Below are 17,692 nucleotides of genomic sequence, written 5' to 3' on the forward strand. Positions count from 1 at the left end.
GCTTCAGGAAGTGCAGGTTGAGTTAAAGCTTGTCCTTCTTTACCAGGTTCTTGAGTTCCTTTAACTGCTACTTGAGCTTCAGGAAGTTCTGGTTGGGTTAAGGCTTGCCCTTCTTTGCCAGGTTCTTGAGTTCCATTAACTGCTACTTGAGCTTCAGGAAGTACAGGTTGAGTTAAGGCTTGCCCTTCTTTACCAGGTTCTTGAGTTCCATTAACTGCAACAGAAGCTTCAGGAAGTTCTGGTTGGGTTAAGGCTTGCCCTTCTTTGCCAGGTTCTTGAGTTCCATTAACTGCTACTTGAGCTTCAGGAAGTGCTGGTTGAGTTAAAGCTTGCCCTTCTTTACCAGATTCTTGAGTTCCTTTAGCTACTACAGGTTTTGGAGCTTCTGGTTTATTTGGGTTAACTTCGATTGGTTGAGGTGTGATTTTTTCCTTAGTACCAACAGCGATTACTCTGTTTATAGGTTGTTTTGTAATTGAAGTTTTAATAACTTTGCTCGATTGTTTACCATCAACAGTAGTTACTTCACTGAATACGATTTGCTCACCGTTAATTCCTTCTTGAACAACTTTATGTTGTCCTTTAGGTAAAGTAGCATCAGGTTGTTCAACAGTTTCGAAAGCTACAACTTCAGTAGTTGATTTAAGTTCTGGTTTGTTTTCAACTGGTACTTTTGGATCTTCAGCAGGTGTTGTTTTGAAGTCAACTGAAGGTGTTGGAGTAGGTTGTGTCGGCTCAAATTTTGGTTGTGTTTGTTTTGGTAAGGCTCCTAAATCACTAAGAGTAAAGTATCCAACATAGCGGTATCCATCGATATTGATTACACCATTCGCAAGTTCACTAGAATTAGCAACTGTTGTTTGTGTGTTGTAACGCACTAATTCTTTGTTTTCGAATGCAAATGATTCATAAGGCATAACTATACTTTGCCCCATAGCTCCGATTAACACAACGCTAAGAACTTTGTTTCTATGTTTTTTTGACATTAAAAGAACTACTAATACTGCAGTCCCAATTCCAAGTCCAGCTACAGGTAGTGAGCTTTGCCCAGTATTTGGTAATGATTTTAATTCAGTTGTAGGTTTAGTAGAAGTTTGAGCTTCTTTTTTATAAACCATGTAGTATGTTTCATCTTGTTTAACATCAGTAGGTATACTTCTTTTGATTAAGCTTTTCTCTGCTTCGGTTAATTCATTTTCAGCTAAGTAAGTATACTTAACGCTTGTGTTGTTTTCGTTGGCAAGCGCTTCGCTTGGTACGTAGCTTCCGAAGAATAAAGCACCAATAACAACAGGTGCCGCACCAAAAGATAATTTTCTAATTGAAAACTTTAAAATTTTATTATTTTTATTTTGCGTTCGCATGAAAAATTTTTATCTCCTTATTATGTATTTTTGTTGCTATTATATTCTATCAAAAACAGCGAGCTATTGCAATTAATAGACATTATGTAAAGTCTTTAAAATCTAATAATTTTTTATTTAAAAGCATGATTAATAATAAAGAATTTTTTATTAAATTGAAAAGTTAAATATATAAAAAAAACATCAAAACTATAATCTATGTGATAAATGATAATTCCGATAGAATAAATTGGAAAAATTATAAAAAATTAATTTTTATTAAGAGTGATTATTTTAGATTTAGTGTGAATAATATGAAATGTGGTAGAGTGGCGAAAAGTTTAGGTTTGAAGGAATAAAGACAATAGGAGGAAGGTTTTACTGATTGAGAGGAATAGAAGCACAATCTAGAGGTTTAATTGTTGGGTTTACTAAGAAGAGGTTTAATTAATTACTAAATTATGAAATAGTTGCGATGTTTAAACCTTTATGGTATAATATATAAATTAAATTGTATTATTACAGTTTAAGGAGATTGAAATTGAAAATAAAATATTAGAATGAAAAAATTATGAAAGGAAGATTTTTTATGAGCGAAGAAACAACAAAAAAACATAAAAAGAATGTAGTTGTTAAAAAGGCTATAAGTTTGGAAACATTTGTCTTTTTAGCGATATTCTTCTCAATATTTGGACTTATGGCGAGAAAAATGGGAACACCGCTTATGTTTAAAACAATGATGGCAACAGCTCATGATTTATTGCTGAATACAGTATTTTTCATTATGGCGATGGCTGTTATTGCCGGAGCAATGAGCGCTCTGTTATCAGAGTTTGGGGCGATAGCGTTAATTAATAAAATATTTGCACCGCTTATGAAACCTCTTTGGGGAATGCCTGGGGCCAGTGTAACTGGAGCAGTAGCGACGTACTTATCAGATAACCCAGCAATTATTCCATTCTCAAAAGATAAACGTTTTATAGCGTTCTTCAAAAAATACCAAGTTCCAGCGTTATGTAACCTTGGGACAGCATTTGGTATGGGGCTTATCGTAACGATGTTTATGATGGGACAAGGAGCTGGTTTTGTGAAAGCGGCGATTATTGGAAATGTCGGAGCTATTATAGGTAGTATAATAAGTGTGCGTCTAATGTTAAGACAAACTAAGAAATACTACGGAGATGAAGCTGAAGATCAAGTTGTAGATGCTGAAGCTGAAGGTCAATCATTAGATAAAGTTAGAATCGTACGTGACGGTAATTTATTCCAACGTACTCTAGATACTATCTTAGAAGGTGGTAAAGTCGGAGTAGAAATGGGTATGGCTATTATTCCAGGTGTACTTATCGTTTGTACTTTTGTAATGATGTTAACATTCAAAATGCCTGCTGGAGGATATACTGGAGCTGCTTATGAAGGTGTAGGATTCCTACCTTGGTTAGGTGAAAAATTAAGATTTATACTTGAACCATTATTTGGATTTCATTCTGCAGAGGCGATTGCTTTCCCAATCACAGCGTTAGGAGCTGTAGGAGGAGCGATTTCTTTAGTTCCAGAATTTTTAAGAAGCGGTCTTATCGGACCAAATGATATCGCAGTATTTACAGCGATGGGAATGTGTTGGAGTGGATATTTAAGTACACACATTGGTATGATGGATGCACTTGGAGTTAGAAAATTATCTTCAAAAGCCATTCTTTCTCACACAATAGGTGGTATAGTCGCAGGAATTGTAGCTCACTACTTGTTTGTACTATTAGGATAATAGAATTATAAAAGGGGAAGACCTAAAAGTCCTAAATTTTAACAAAGTGTATATGAGGATTCATAGATGCAGTGGTTTATTGATATCTAAATACGCTTTGTAAAAGCTTTTTAGATATCTAATAAACTGTGCGGGGATGACTCGACAAAATCTTGTTTCTTAAGAAATCTCGATTTTGTCGAGTCACTCCCTTTCTTTGTTGTTAGAGAATTTTAGAAATTTATTGAAATTTTCATTCGAAAAACTATTGATGAATGTTATTAATTCTTGTGATTCCTTGAAGAGAAGTACGGGAAGTAGTATAATTAAACTATATGTACTTTTTAACAAATATTATAAAAGGGGAAATCTTTTATGGAAAGATTTAAGAGTGTTAATTTTTATTATACATTAGGAATAATGTTAGTTATTTCGTTAGCTGCGAAATATCTTGCGCAAGTACCAGCGTTAAAACTTTTTGGACACTTGGTTATTGCGCTTGTTATCGGTATGGCGTTACAAACGTCAAAAGGATTGAAAGAACAGATTAAGGCGGATATTCCGTTTATAAGTAATAAGTTCTTGCGCCTTGGGATAATTTTACTCGGATTTAAGCTAGCGTTAGATAGACTTTTAGCCGAAGGGAAGAAAACATTAGTCGTTGCCTTCTTTATTGTACTATTCATGATTACTTTAACTTACTTTATGTGTCGTGCGTTTAAAGTAGATCACGAACTTGCCTTGCTTTCTTCATGTGGGTGTGGTATCTGTGGTGCTGCGGCAGTTATGGGAGTAAGTGGTCAACTTCGTGCAAAAACAGATAACAGTGTCCTTGCTGTTGCGGTAGTTGCGATACTTGGTACAGTGTTTACCTTGATAGAAGTAACCTTGCAACCTTATTTAGGGCTCGATGCATACAACTACGGAGTATTTACTGGAGGAAGTCTTCATGAAATAGCCCACGCAGTTGCGGCAGGTGGTGCAGGTGGACAAGTAGCTCTTGATGCTGCGATTCTTACTAAGTTATCGCGTGTTCTTATGCTTATTGTTGTGGCAGGTGTGCTGATTGTAGTTAATAAAAAAACTCAAGATGAAACGAAAGGTAAAGTTCCGATGCCGTACTTTATTTTAGGATTTATCTTTATGAGTATTTTAGGAAGTTATGTTACTTTCTTAAAACCATTAGCACCTTACTTTGTTGATGCAGCGTATATCTTCTTAGGTATGGCGATGGCAGCTCTTGGTATGAGTGTTAACTTTAAAGTTATTAAAGAACGTGGTGTGCGAGTATTCACCGCGTGCTTCTTATCATCGATGATCTTAATGATAGTTTGCTACGTAGTTGCTAAATTTATTTTCTAATAAGATGGCTAAGCGTGCTTTTTAAGAAGTATAGTTAGGACGTAATAAAAAATTGATAAAGGAGAATAGTTATGACAATTACTAATCTTTTAGGGATAAAGTATCCAATTTTTCAAGGAGCGATGGCTCAAATAGCGAGACATGAACTTGTTTCAGCAGTATCTAATGCTGGGGCGTTAGGAATACTGGCATCAGGGGGAGTGAGCCCTGAGGAACTACGTAAAGAAATTCAACAGTGTAAAGAACTTACCGATAAACCTTTTGCGGTTAACCTAATGCTTATGATGCCGAATATCGATGAAATAATAGATGTTGTTATTGAAGAAGGTGTCAAAATCGTCACAACAGGGGCGGGAACGCCTAGAAAATTCATGCCACGCCTAAAAGAAGCGGGGATAAAAGTTATTCCAGTTATTCCCTCTATGAAAGCTGCGGTGAAAATGGAAGAGTTAGGCTGTGATGCTGTTGTTGTCGAAGGGATGGAAGCTGGAGGACATGTTGGAACTATTACTACTATGGCGTTATTACCACAGGTAACAAGTGCAGTTAATATTCCTGTAATTGCGGCTGGTGGTATTGCTGATGGACGTGGAATGGCTGCGGCATATTGTTTAGGAGCGAGTGGAGTTCAGATGGGAACTGTATTCTTAGCTTCAGAAGAATGTCCGGTGACAGATGCATATAAAAATATGATCTTAGAAGCGGTTGATACATCTACTACCTTAACTGGAGAAAAATTCGGAGCACCTGTGCGTGGTATTAAAAATGAACTTACAAAAAAATATCATGAACTAGAAGAACGATCTTCAACTCTCATGGAGTTAGAAGAGTTAACGTTAGGGTCGTTGAGACGCGCTGTTTACGATGGAGATGTGGAAAACGGCTCTGTTATGGCAGGACAAATCGCAGGACTAGTTAATGAAATTCGTCCGGTTAAGAATATAATAGAAGATGTAATAAAAGAAGCGCGAGAAGTGTTGAAACATACAGAAATATAGAATGTAAAATAAGGGAGTGACTTGATAAAGTCGATTTCTTCGGAAATCACGATTTTTGAGTTGCTCTCTTGAAATTCTCTGATTTTAAGAAAATTTTTGTGTTTTGTTATTCGATAATTTTACTACTTTAAAGTATAATACTCACGAGTAGTAAAAAATCTATTAAACTAATTTTAAAAATAATTTTGTGGATTAAGTGAAAAACAGTATTTAACTTCTTATTTTAGATTATAGATACTAGAAATCGCTCATAAGTTGTGCGAAAAAGTCTTCTCAGCGAGAATTTGAAAATATTAACTGGGTTTCATTTATCTCCGTCATGAAAACTCTTTAGAAATAATTTTGAAAATATAAAAAACGCTCATCATTTAGAAAAGCAATCAAATATTAAAAGATAAACACTCATTTTAATCATTTATTTTGATTATTTGTGAGTGTTTTTGCTTGAATTTGATTGAATAGCTATATTATATTAGATATAATAATCATGGGAGTTAGGAGAGAAGAAAATGTTGAATGAAAGATGGAATAAGATTTTAGATTTATTAGATGAGAGAGGTTCACTAAACTTAAAGGAGTTGATGAAACATTGCAATGTTTCGGAAGCGACGATAAGACGAGACCTTACGAATCTAGAAGATAAAAATTTATTATACAGAACACATGGTGGCGCGATGAAACGCTCAGCGGCACGTGGTAGTGAAGAAAGTGTTGAAGCGAAACGTGCGGACTTCCTACAAGAGAAAAGAGCGGTCGCGAAGTATCTTTGTGGCAATATTGTTCAGTCTGGGCAGACGATTTATCTTGATGCCGGGACATCGACATATGAAATGATAGAATATCTTCGTGATAGAAGGATAACTGTTGTGACGAATTCAACATATCATTTACCGAAACTTATCAATAATAAAATTCATACGATAATCTTAGGTGGAACGATAAAACATTCTACTCAAGCTGTCATCGGTTCGGTCGCTATCGAACAGTTGAAAAAATACAGCTTTGATATGTGTTTTGTAGGTTGTAATGGAATAGACGAGAGCTTTGGGATTACAACTGCCGAAGAGAATGAAGCATTTATAAAAGCTACGGCGTTAAAAAACAGCAAGAGGAGATATATTCTTGCCGATAAATCAAAATTCGGTCATAGAAAATTCCAAAAGTTTGCTGAATTGGATGATGTGATTATAGTATCGTATGAAGTTCCAGAACAATATAAGAAATTTAAAAATATAATAGAAGTAAAAAGTATAAAGGAGGAATAGTAGTGTATTATACAATTACTTTAAATCCAGCTGTTGATATGCTGACAACTGCGGAAAATTTCACGCTTGGAAAACTAAATAGAACTCAAGAAGCGAAATACGTAGTAGGTGGAAAAGGTATTAACATCTCTATCTTATTAAACAACGTTGGTGTTGATAGTAAGGCGTGGGGATTTGTCGCAGGATTCACGGGATATTTTATAAAATCAGAACTAGATAACCTGGGTGTAAAACATGATTTTGTAGAAACGCGCGGAGCGACTAGAATTAACATGAAATTAACTACAGAAACTGAGACTGAAATTAACGGCCAAAGTAGTAGTGTAAACCTAGATAACGTGAGCGACTTTTTCGCGAAGTTAGACGTATTAACTAAAGAAGATGTAGTATTCTTATCAGGTAATGTTATCGCAGGAATGGGTGTAGAAGATTTCAAGGCTATTGCGAAGAGAGTATCTGCTTCAGGAGCTACATTAGTAGTAGATAGTAATAAAGAGTTAGTACTAGATACACTTCAGTACAAGCCATTTGTAGTTAAGCCGAATGAATTCGAACTTGGTGAAATGTTTGATGTAACTTTAAATAGTATAGAAGAAATCTTACAATATGCTGAAAAACTACAAGAACGCGGTGCGAAAAACGTCCTTGTTTCACGTGGAGCAGACGGAGCGTTACTAGTAACTGAAGATAAAGAAGTATTCGAAGTTAATGTAGCTAAAGGTAAGATAGTATCGACGGTTGCGGCAGGAGATAGTATGCTTGCGATGTTCGTTGCGAAATACAACGAAACAAGAGACTACCAAGAAGCCCTACGCTATGCATCGGCTGCAGGTGGAGCGACATCATTCTCAGTAGGTGTAGGAAGTAAAAAGCTAATCGAAGAATTACTACCACAAATCGAAGTTAAAAAATTAAAATAAAACCTTGATAGATTGAGGCAGGAAAATAAATATTAAAAATTGCTTCCGTAACTTGAAGTTAAAATAAATTATTCATAGAAAAATAAAATAAAATATTTCCTCGGAAATATGAAATTAACAAAGGAGAAAGAAATGAAATTAACAGATGTTCTAAATTATGACTTAGTTCAATTCGGATTCAGAGCTGCTGATAAAAAAGAAGCGCTGGACAAACTAACAAGCATGTTAGTAGAAAAAAATATTATCGCTAGTAAAGAAAACTTCTTAAACGCTTTACTTGCTCGTGAAGCTCAATCAACTACAGGGGTAGGAGAAAACGTAGCTATCCCTCACGCTAAAAGTGCAGACTTTAACAAAGCCATGATCGTTTATGCGAAAAGTGACGAAGGTGTTGAGTGGGAAAGTTTTGACGGACAACCTGCCAAACACATCTTTATGATCTGTGCGCCAGACGGTGGAGCGGACGAGCACCTTAAAGCTCTAGCTTCATTATCACAAGCTCTTATGGATGCAGATGTAAAAGCAGGATTAGATGCAGCTACAACAAAAGCAGATGTAGAAAAAGTATTTGCAGACTTCGTGGCGAAAACAGAAGCTCCAAAAGAAGAGAAACCAGTAGCTCCAAGTGGAGAAAAACCATATATCATCGCGGTAACAGCTTGTCCAACAGGTATTGCTCACACATTCATGGCAGCGGAGAAAATTAAAGAAACGGCTAAAGCGATGGGACTAGATGTTAAAGTAGAAACAAACGGTCAAATCGGTGTAGAAAATAAACTTACAAAAGAAGATATCGAAAGAGCAGCAGGGATTATCGTTGCGGCTGATAAAAAAGTAGAAGTTGCACGTTTTGATGGGCGTCCAACAATTATGACAAAAGTTGCGGATGGAATTAACAAACCAGAAGAACTTATCCAAACAATCTTAGATGGAAAAGCTCCTATCTACAAACACGACGGAGCTGTAGATGCTTCAGAAGATTCTTCGGCAAATGAAAGTATCGGACGTCGTGCTTACAAACACCTAATGGAAGGTGTAAGTAACATGCTACCTTTCGTAGTAGCTGGTGGTATTCTTATCGCATTATCATTCATTTGGGGTATTAACTCATTTGATCCGAAAGATCCATCTTACAACAAAGTTGCAGAAGTATTATTCTACTTCGGTAAAATTTCATTTAGTATGATGTTACCAATCCTAGCTGGATTCATCGGTCGTTCTATTGCTGACCGTCCTGGATTCATCGTTGGTATGATCGGTGGTATTTTAGCAGATCCAAGTATTTTAGGTCTAAAAAGTGATTTATTAGCATATACTCCTTCAGGATTTTTAGGAGCGTTAGTAGCCGGATTCTTAGCTGGTGGTATTATCCACGTATTAAAGATTTCGTTCAGCTGGATGCCTCGTTCATTAGATGGTATTAAACCAATTTTCCTATTCCCTATCTTAGGGTCGCTAATCATGGGGTTATTAATGATTTTCCTAATCAATGCGCCTATGGCAAGTGTTATGGAAGGATTAAAACACTTTATCGAAAGTCTTAACGGAAGCGGCAAATTCATCCTTGGATTCGTAGTAGCTGCGATGATGGCTATCGACATGGGTGGTCCAATTAACAAAGCTGCTTACGTAACAGGTACAGCTCTATTAACATCTGCAGGTTCAGCAGGAAGTGATGTAATGGCTGCGGTTATGATCGGTGGTATGGTACCTCCATTAGCAATCGCAATCTCAGCAACAATCAACAAAAATATCTGGCCAAAAGCTCAACGTAGTGGAGCATTAGTAAACTATGTAATGGGATTATCATTCATTACAGAAGGAGCTATTCCATTCGCAGCAAGTAACCCAACACGTGTTATTCCACCGTTATTCATCTCAAGTGGTATCGCTGGAGCTTTAAGTATGACTTTTGGAATTGTATCAAAAGCTCCTCACGGAGGAATCTTCGCTATCGCAGCAGGTGCTGTAAGTAATTGGCCTATGTATCTATTAGCATTAGTAATCGGTGCAGTATTAGGTGCATTACTATTAATCGCATCGTTAAGCTTTGGGAAAAAGATAGTAAAATAAGATTTTAAATTAAATATAATAGAATAGAAAACACGGTTCTTCAAAATTTAGGATTTATGAGAAGGGTCATGAGTTTTAAGCTCATGATTCCTTTTTTTAGGTTCTTTGTCAGATTCGGTTGATTTTGAAAATTAGGAGGAAGCTATGCTATATTAAGTAGTATAGCTTTTTTCCTATTTTTTCGTTTTAATTTTATTGTTTTCTTTTTAGTGAGAATATCTTGACGCTCTTCTTTTGAATATTTTGGTTTCTTAATGGCTTCAGTAGGTGTAAATAGGCTAAATACAAGGAGTATTTTAGCTTTAAAGTTAGTAAAAAATCTATATCCATAAGAAATACGCTTAATAACCTTGATTTTATTATTAATCCCCTCTAAAGGACCATTAGAAATCCCATTGTAGTACATAGTATTTTTAATCTGTCTTTTATATTTTTTAAGTATTTTAACAGCTGTAAGCATATATCTAGGTAACGTAGATTTATCATTAGTTAAAGCTTTAAACCTATCAAAATCATCAATACAGATGAGATTAAATCGGTTATTAGTATAAGATAACTTGCAGTTATAAGTATAAAGACAGTAGTAAGAATGAGCGGAAGAGAATAAGATTCTTGAATGAAAATTTGATGTTTAAGTTTTTAATGAGGATAAACATAGAATACTGTTCATTATTAAATATATTTGGTAAGAAGCTATGTTGGTACATAACAAAAAATTCTAAGTAACAAATATCAATGTTACTTAGAATTTTTTATTTATTATTTTGCTAAATTCACAGCTGCTTTATTATTCTTGTTGTAAGAGATGTAAGTAAGAGTTAAGAATATTATTCCTAAAACAACTAAGATTAATATTGCACTGTTGTAAATTTCGTTTGTTAGTCCTCCTAGAACAGCTTGTCTAACAGCAGTATCACCGTAGAATACAGGTGTGAAAGGAATTAAACCACTGTATAGAGAAGGTAACATTTCTTTAGGGAATAGTGGTGTAGTTAGAACGAATTGTAAAGCTACAAATCCGATGCTAATTGCGTTACCAACTTTTCCGAATGTGTATGATAAGAAGTGTGTTATTAGCATAAACACGATACCTGAAAGTATTAATCCGAAGAAGTACATTCCGAAGTTTTGAACTTTGAAGTCAAAGAATAAACTCATTGCTACTACTTCTATGATTGTTGCTAAGATAGCGAATGTCGTCATTGATACTAGTCTTGTGCCGAATAAGCTGTTTGTTGATTCTCCGTATTCTGCTTTGCGAGCTGGGAATAGAATATTGAATGCCGCAGCAGCAATAAGTAGTCCGAATACTAAGAAGAATGGTGCCATTGCGTTACCGTAGCTAGTTTCTTCTGAGATATCGCTGATATTAGTTTTAATTGGATTAGACATCATGTCTACATTTTTATCTCCAGTTTTAGCTGCAGATAGTTTATCTGCCCCGCTAGAAAGTTTATCTGCTAATAATCCAGAACCATCTTTAGCTTTCTCTAGTCCAGAAAGTAATTCCGGAGCTTTAGCTTGCATGATAGTTAATGCGCCATTTAATTTAATAGCACCATCTCTAGCACTGTTAACTCCGTTTATTAACTCAGGGGCTTTGGCTTGCATAGAAGAAAGTCCGTTATGAAGTTTATCAGCCCCTTCTTTAGCACTGTTAACTCCGTTGATAAGTTCCGGAGCTTTAGCCTGCATAGAAGAAAGTCCGTTGTGAAGTTTATCAGCCCCTTCTTTAGCACTATTAACTCCATTGATAAGTTCCGGAGCTTTAGCCTGCATAGAAGAAAGTCCGTTATGAAGTTTATCAGCCCCTTCTTTAGCACTGTTAACTCCATTGATAAGTTCCGGAGCTTTAGATTTCATAGCTGATAATCCATTAGATAGTTTTTCAGAACCGTCTTTGGCGCTGTTAAGTCCATTGATAAGTTCTGGAGCTTTAGCTTGCATAGCAGAAAGTCCGTTGTGAAGTTTATCGGCACCGTCTTTGGCGCTGCTAAGTCCACTTAATAATTCTGGAGCTTTAGCTTTCATATCAGTTAATCCTTGGTAAAGTTTCTTACCACCGTTATCAAGTTCTTGGATACCGATGCTAAGTTCAGGAAGTTTAGCTTGAAGTTTGTTCAGTCCTGCATTGATTCTTGCATTTCCGTCGACTAGAGCGTCGATTCCACCAGCTAACTCAGGAAGTTTTTCATGAATTAATTGGATGCCACTTGAAAGTTGATTAAATCCTGCTTGTAATTCAGTTCCTTTGCTTGCTAGAGTACCAACACCTTGTGCTAATTCTCCAGTTGTCATCGATGTAGTTAGTGAGTTGACTCCGTTAGTGTAAGAAGAAACACCTTCTTTTAATTTTGGAGTGGCACTTGCTAGTTGGTTAAGACCGTTTATTAACTCACCTGAAGTTAGAGATGATACAGTTGCATCAACTCCACCTTTATATTGATTGAATCCTGCGATAAGAGTAGGAGTTTTTTCGTTCATTACTGTTAATCCAGCTTTTAATTGACCACTTCCGGCAGCAAGTTGACCGACGGCAGATTTAATGCTAGAAAGTCCGTTAATTGATCCTTCAAGGTCAGCTGCAAGAGAGTTTACATCGAATTTATCAAGTTGAGTTTGAATGTAGTTTAATTTTCCTACACGGTATTTCATGCTTGAGTATTTTGATGCAGCGCTGTTAATTGCAGAAGTAAGCTCTGCTTTTACCTGACTATTATTATTGCTACTATTTTGAACCGTAGTAGTAGGTTGTGGTGCTGGTGCAGTAGGTGTAGCAGCTGCGTCACTTTTAGCTGCAGCAAGAATTTGAGCTTTTTGCTCTGGTTTTAAGTCCATTGATGCTAATGTTTGCTCCAACCCTGAGAAATTAGTAGTAGGTGCAGCTGGTGCAGTAGTCGTAGTTGTTGTTGTCGTAGATTGTGTATCTATACGACTTACAATTTCTTTAAGACTTTCTATTTGAGCACCTAAATCTGTGAAAGCACTAGATAATGGATTAAAGTTAGTTCTATATGTGATTTTTAATCCTTTTAGTTTGTCTAGTGTAGATGTTAGGTTAGATTTTTTAGCGGCTAAGTCGCTGTCACTAGGTAAGTTAGAATTTAGTGCATTTAATCCAGTGTTGATTTTATCTGCACCATCTACTAATTTCGGTGTACTTTCAGAAAGTTTAGCAACACCGTTTTCTAGTTCAGTGCCACCTGCAGCTAATCTATTTAAGTCATCTTTTTTAGATGCTAACTTAGAGTTGATTTGAGAAACTCCATCTGATAATCTGTCGATGCCGTTGTTAAGTGTAGCACTTCCGGCGCTAAGTTTTTCTAAATCACTTTTTTTAGCTAGTAGTTTTTCGTTAAGAGTAAGTACTCCGTTAGTATATTTTAAAAGACCTTCTTTAAATGCTTCGCTTCCTTTGTATAGTTTATCTATTCCATCTGTTAGCATAATACTCTTAGTTTTGAATGTATTAAAACCGATAGTAAGTTGATTAGAACCTGCAGTAAGTTCATTTACACCAGAAACTAGTGCAGCTTTTTTATCATTTAATGTGCTTAGGACATTTGATAGTTTTCCAGCTCCTTCTTGAAGTTGAGAAACTCCGTTACCAAGTTTTGCACCTCCTTCACTAAGACGATTTAGTCCGGCAGAAAGTCGACCAGAACCATCGGTAAGTTGATCGATACCACCACTCAGTTTTGCGCCTCCTTCGCTAAGACGATTTAGCCCAGCAGAAAGTCGACCAGAACCATCGGTAAGTTGGTCGATACCCCCGCTCAGTTTTGCGCCTCCTTCGCTAAGACGCCCAAGTCCGGCAGAAAGTCGACCAGAACCATCGGTAAGTTGATCAATACCCCCGCTCAGTTTTGCGCCTCCTTCACTAAGACGACCAAGTCCAGCAGAAAGTCGACCAGAACCGTTGGCAAGTTGATTAATACCACTTCCGAGTTTTTGGCCTCCTTCGCTAAGACGCCCAAGTCCATTGTTCAGTTGGTTTGATGCATCGGCTGCTTTTTGAAGTGAAGAACCAATCTCAGAAAACTTACTGTATAGAGTAGCTGTATAAGTTTTTACAACTTGATCTTTAACGGTATTTGTTAAGTTACTCGCTACAGTTTCCATGATTTTTTCACCGTTTTTACTCTTGGTAAAGTTAGTAGTAAAGTTGATGTTCATTTTTTCTGGATTATCGTTTGATAAAGATGTAGCATTTTTAGAGAAGTTTTGTGGTATTGTAACTACCATGTAGTAGTCACCTTCTCGTAACTCTTTATCGGCTGTATCTTTATCGACGAATTGCCAATTTACTTTTTTGTTATCTTTTAGTTTTTCGACCATCGAATTCCCGACTTCTAGAGTTTTTCCATTAAAATCTACTTTTTGGTCTAGGTTAACAACTCCGACTTTCATGTTTCCGGTGTTGTCGTATGGATCCCAAACGGATTTTAGGAAGGTTCCTGAATATAGAACAGGAACTAGAAGAACGGTAGCCATGGTAGCTTTTAACCCTTTACTCTTTAAAAGGCTACTAAATTCTTTTTTTATCATAATTCCTCCAAAGAAATTTCGTCGTCGAAATTCCATTATGTTAATTTTGATGATATAATAGTATATCACTTAAGATATTCTACAACTTTATAAACTAAAAGTCAAAATATTTTAAAGCAATAGTGAATTATTAATATTTAACAATGAAGTATATTGTTTATAATAGGGATAGAAATTATACCTAATTTAAGATAAAAAACTTAACTAAAACCTTTAAATACTGGATTTTTATTTAAATAAAAATAGTGATTTAAACTTATAAAAATATATATATTACTTAAAATAATTTCATTAAGTATTTATATGATTTATCCTAATTAAGGAAAAAATTTGTTTACTATTTATTTGTTAGGTGGCAATTGGTAAAAAAATTTTAAAAATAGTATATTATATTTATTATGTAAAAAAGGTAGAAATCCTTAAAAATGGATAACTACCTTTGTTTTAGTGTTAAGTTATGCTAATGCGTGTGATATTTTATGTTTTAAAAGATTGCTAAAACAATTTTGAGCATCTTTTAAATCTTTTGGATCTGGGTGTTTTTTTGATTCTTTAACCATGTCGGCAAGATCTGGTGTAACTTTGTGAATAAAGTTAGGGTCACGCCAAGTAAGGATTTTGAAAACTATCATAACCTTTGGATCAACTTTGCCTTGGCAGACGAAAGTTTCATGGATTCTATTGTTTCTTTCTTCCATAAAGGCAATATAATTATTGATTGAATCATCAGCGTGGTAATGTTCACGAGGAACACCACAAGTTAGAAATAGAGCAACGTCTTTACTATGTATTTCTTGTTGATCGATAAAACGTTGCATGTTTTTGTTGGCGTTAGTTTTATCTGTCCAAGCACCTAGAATATAGAAATCATATTCTTTTTCTAGTTTTTTCCGTTGTTTTTTTATATCAAGTAGATCTACTTCTCCTTGATCTTTTATCTGTTCGTAAATAGCTTCGGCTACTTTTTTAGTATTTTTTGTTTTGCTAGAGTAAGCAAGTAAAATTTTCATAAATAAGCCTCCTACTTAGGATATTAGAATAAGTTATCTGACAAGATTATATCTCGTATTAATTAAAATCATATAATTATTATAACAAAAAAATATTCTATTTTAAACTAATAACTGAAAATAATAATCAATTATAAAATTCGAGGAGAATAAAAATTAAAAAAATTGAAAAAATAACCTATTATAATTATAGTTTTAACTAAAAAATAGGAAAAAATTCATGGTTTATGATAAAATACTAATTGATAATGTGGAAGAATAAATATTGTATGAGGATAGGAAGTGCAAATGGAAAAATTATATGAGCTAGCTAGTTACGCATCGTTTATTGTATACCATATAGAAGCGATGGATAAAATAAAAATTCCAAAAACCATGATAAGAGAATATATCAATCTTCAAAAAACAGTAGGAAGTTACCCAAAAGAATTGAATTATGTGACTAGCTTTTATGATAAGAAAACAGGTAGTAGTGGAGCGTTATTTGAAAACTCCGCTGAAGGGAATTATATTTTATCTTATACGGGAACGAATTTTTATTTTGATAGGCAGAAAGATATGTATGCTGATGTAGTAGGTATTTGCTTGGGGCAAGCGGAACATATGGCACCGTGTTATAGATTCTATACACGTATGAAGAAAAAATATGGTGATAATATTATTTTAACAGGTCACTCACTGGGAGGAAGTATTGCGCAACGTGTTGCAATTGAGTATGATGTACAGCAAAGTATTGTCTTTAATGCAGCTCCGATATATTTAATCGGAGGTATAGATATTTTTATGGATAAGGAAAAAGACGGTGAATTGTACGCTGCTCGTATGAAAAAATATCTTAGAAATGTAAAGAAAACGGCTATTAAAAAAGCAACCTTTACAGGTGATGTAAAGAGAGTTGTTTCTGAATATGATATATTTACAAGAATTTCTGAGCTGTTGGCAATTGGTTACTATGTGGGTGATGAAATTATTGTAAAAGAAGCTGGAATGCACGGTATAAAAAGTTTCTTAGATGTATATAGAAAATCATTTGCGGGTTCTTTTGAGAAGAGAGATAATGATGAGTTGTTATCGCTAGAATACAAAGATTTTAGCTTAGCCGAGGTAGGTATTCTTAGTAATTTTTCAGAAGAGCGTATAGAAGGATTAGAGAATCAACTGAATGCACTATTGGTAAGTGATACTGTGATTGATAACTTGAATAAAAATCCTTATAATGTTAATTTTGAGTTTTTTATCAAAGCCATATTAGACAATATCGCGAAGAAAAAAGAAGAACTATAATAGCTTCCTTGTCTGACGTTTTTGTCAGATGAGGAGTCTTTTTATTGTAAGATTACTGGAATTGTTTAACATGGGTTGCAGCTTGTTATAAAATTTTGTGTTTTTCGCATAACTGATAGAGAGTTAATCGTTTGTTTTGTACATTTGTAAGTGAAGTGAGATAAAAAATTAAAAATAAATACCGAATATGATAGAGTTACAGAGAAACTAGCTTCTCTGTAACTCTTGCCTTTTCTCAACAGGAGTTAGCCACCCTAAAGTCTGTATAGGAAGTCGATTAGAACGATATAGATATTTCTTCATTTGGTTAATATAGAGTTTTTATTTCTATGTGTTTTTACCATGGCTAATCTTGTTTCTAAAGTATGAGGTATATATCGTTGTGTTTTTTGTAAGTTTTTTGTTATAGTAGTTTTCATAAGAGTAAATTCCTTTTTTGATTTGTCGCAATTTCATTATACAGGATTTACTCTTCTTTTTTTATATTGCTTCATATAACATATACAATATATTTATTTGATTTTTTGAAACAAAAAATCAAAAGGCAACTAATCTAACGTAAGATATTTGCGTGAACCTTGAGGCTTACTCAATATCTCACTTCGATTGTTGTCTAAATCTATATTTTTTATTTTTTCATCATAACTATTGAAAAAAGTATTGCCAACCAAATATACTTTAAATTTGTATTATAATAATAATATAATATACCATAAACATATATATATAGATTAAATACAATCACTAATTTCAAATTTCTTTTAGAAAGGAATTTAAATGAATAAAAAACTAATATCCAAATTAATAAACTAATAATTATTTTTAAAAATTCAAACATAAATTACTGTGACCTACTTCATACATATCTTTAAATACTTTTTTAGTATTTATTTTTTTCTACCTTTTCAACTTTTTTACCATCAATAATATCACCAGTTTTTACTGTAGAAAATTTATTATAATTATCCATGGCTTTAGCTATACTATTGCTTTTTTCCAAAATACTCCCCATAGGAGTTGAAATTAAATTAGTTACTATCTTCATCTTTGTATTCATCGTTTTTTCCTCCTATATTTCACATATATAATACATTTATCCACCGATAGCCAACTGGGCTGACCCAAAAGTCCTAACTTTTAAAAAA

At 34.5% G+C, this 17,692-nt stretch carries 11 protein-coding genes and 1 pseudogene; 7 read left to right on the plus strand and 5 right to left on the minus strand.

The genetic code is table 11. The annotated features are described in order from the left end of the window. Nucleotides 1-1,364: G5 domain-containing protein (locus tag HMPREF3186_RS03650; protein WP_231724154.1), on the minus strand; the 1,364-nt coding region annotated here is incomplete at its 3' end. Between the two features lie 568 nt (nt 1,365-1,932). Between HMPREF3186_RS03650 and HMPREF3186_RS03655 the strand changes: the two genes are divergently transcribed. The 6 genes from HMPREF3186_RS03655 to HMPREF3186_RS03680 all read left to right on the plus strand — a co-directional run bounded on the left by HMPREF3186_RS03655 (nt 1,933) and on the right by HMPREF3186_RS03680 (nt 9,705). Continuing rightward, nucleotides 1,933-3,108, plus strand: a complete 1,176-nt coding sequence (locus HMPREF3186_RS03655) for a CD0519/CD1768 family membrane protein (RefSeq protein WP_060913977.1) — start codon at nt 1,933-1,935, stop codon at nt 3,106-3,108. A gap of 354 nt (nt 3,109-3,462) precedes the next feature. Next, nucleotides 3,463-4,449, plus strand: a complete 987-nt coding sequence (locus tag HMPREF3186_RS03660; protein WP_060913978.1) for a YeiH family protein — start codon at nt 3,463-3,465, stop codon at nt 4,447-4,449. 71 nt (nt 4,450-4,520) lie between these two features. Beyond that, nucleotides 4,521-5,447: a nitronate monooxygenase gene (locus HMPREF3186_RS03665; RefSeq protein WP_060913979.1), complete on the plus strand. Its 927-nt coding sequence runs from the start codon at nt 4,521-4,523 to the stop codon at nt 5,445-5,447. Between the two features lie 509 nt (nt 5,448-5,956). Next, the gene (locus HMPREF3186_RS03670; RefSeq protein WP_060913980.1) at nt 5,957-6,712 is read left to right on the plus strand and encodes a DeoR/GlpR family DNA-binding transcription regulator; all 756 of its coding nucleotides are present in this window, start codon (nt 5,957-5,959) and stop codon (nt 6,710-6,712) included. Between the two features lie 2 nt (nt 6,713-6,714). After that, complete coding sequence (locus HMPREF3186_RS03675; RefSeq protein WP_060913981.1) at nt 6,715-7,632, plus strand: 1-phosphofructokinase family hexose kinase; 918 nt, start codon at nt 6,715-6,717, stop codon at nt 7,630-7,632. Between the two features lie 132 nt (nt 7,633-7,764). Next, nucleotides 7,765-9,705 carry a PTS fructose transporter subunit IIABC gene (locus HMPREF3186_RS03680; RefSeq protein WP_060913982.1) on the plus strand — a complete coding sequence of 647 codons (1,941 nt, stop codon included), beginning with the start codon at nt 7,765-7,767 and terminating at the stop codon, nt 9,703-9,705. Nucleotides 9,706-9,991: 286 nt separating this feature from the next. Here HMPREF3186_RS03680 and HMPREF3186_RS09370 read toward each other — a convergent pair. From HMPREF3186_RS09370 to HMPREF3186_RS03695, 3 genes and pseudogenes are all read right to left on the minus strand, one after another. Further along, nucleotides 9,992-10,315, minus strand: a pseudogene (locus HMPREF3186_RS09370) (transposase); the annotation flags it as partial. 149 nt (nt 10,316-10,464) lie between these two features. Next, nucleotides 10,465-14,253 carry a YhgE/Pip domain-containing protein gene (locus HMPREF3186_RS03690; protein ID WP_060913983.1) on the minus strand — a complete coding sequence of 1,263 codons (3,789 nt, stop codon included), beginning with the start codon at nt 14,251-14,253 and terminating at the stop codon, nt 10,465-10,467. 455 nt (nt 14,254-14,708) lie between these two features. Beyond that, nucleotides 14,709-15,263: a flavodoxin family protein gene (locus HMPREF3186_RS03695; protein ID WP_060913984.1), complete on the minus strand. Its 555-nt coding sequence runs from the start codon at nt 15,261-15,263 to the stop codon at nt 14,709-14,711. Nucleotides 15,264-15,551: 288 nt separating this feature from the next. Between HMPREF3186_RS03695 and HMPREF3186_RS03700 the strand changes: the two genes are divergently transcribed. After that, complete coding sequence (locus HMPREF3186_RS03700) at nt 15,552-16,547, plus strand: Tle-like phospholipase domain-containing protein (RefSeq protein ID WP_060913985.1); 996 nt, start codon at nt 15,552-15,554, stop codon at nt 16,545-16,547. 880 nt (nt 16,548-17,427) lie between these two features. Here HMPREF3186_RS03700 and HMPREF3186_RS08995 read toward each other — a convergent pair. Further along, a complete protein-coding gene (locus HMPREF3186_RS08995; protein WP_156438962.1) occupies nt 17,428-17,604 on the minus strand; it encodes a hypothetical protein in 177 nt (58 codons plus the stop codon). Nucleotides 17,605-17,692 lie beyond the last annotated feature (88 nt).

The organism is Gemella haemolysans (assembly GCF_001553035.1).
GTDB lineage: Bacteria > Bacillota > Bacilli > Staphylococcales > Gemellaceae > Gemella > Gemella haemolysans_B.

Coding starts and splice junctions, on each gene's coding strand:
- HMPREF3186_RS03655 (WP_060913977.1), top strand. CDS start 1,933: ATGAGCGAAGAAACAACAAAAAAACATAAAAAGAATGTAGTTGTTAAA.
- HMPREF3186_RS03660 (WP_060913978.1), top strand. CDS start 3,463: ATGGAAAGATTTAAGAGTGTTAATTTTTATTATACATTAGGAATAATG.
- HMPREF3186_RS03665 (WP_060913979.1), top strand. CDS start 4,521: ATGACAATTACTAATCTTTTAGGGATAAAGTATCCAATTTTTCAAGGA.
- HMPREF3186_RS03670 (WP_060913980.1), top strand. CDS start 5,957: ATGTTGAATGAAAGATGGAATAAGATTTTAGATTTATTAGATGAGAGA.
- HMPREF3186_RS03680 (WP_060913982.1), top strand. CDS start 7,765: ATGAAATTAACAGATGTTCTAAATTATGACTTAGTTCAATTCGGATTC.
- HMPREF3186_RS03690 (WP_060913983.1), bottom strand. CDS start 14,253: ATGATAAAAAAAGAATTTAGTAGCCTTTTAAAGAGTAAAGGGTTAAAA.
- HMPREF3186_RS03695 (WP_060913984.1), bottom strand. CDS start 15,263: ATGAAAATTTTACTTGCTTACTCTAGCAAAACAAAAAATACTAAAAAA.
- HMPREF3186_RS03700 (WP_060913985.1), top strand. CDS start 15,552: ATGGAAAAATTATATGAGCTAGCTAGTTACGCATCGTTTATTGTATAC.
- HMPREF3186_RS08995 (WP_156438962.1), bottom strand. CDS start 17,604: ATGAATACAAAGATGAAGATAGTAACTAATTTAATTTCAACTCCTATG.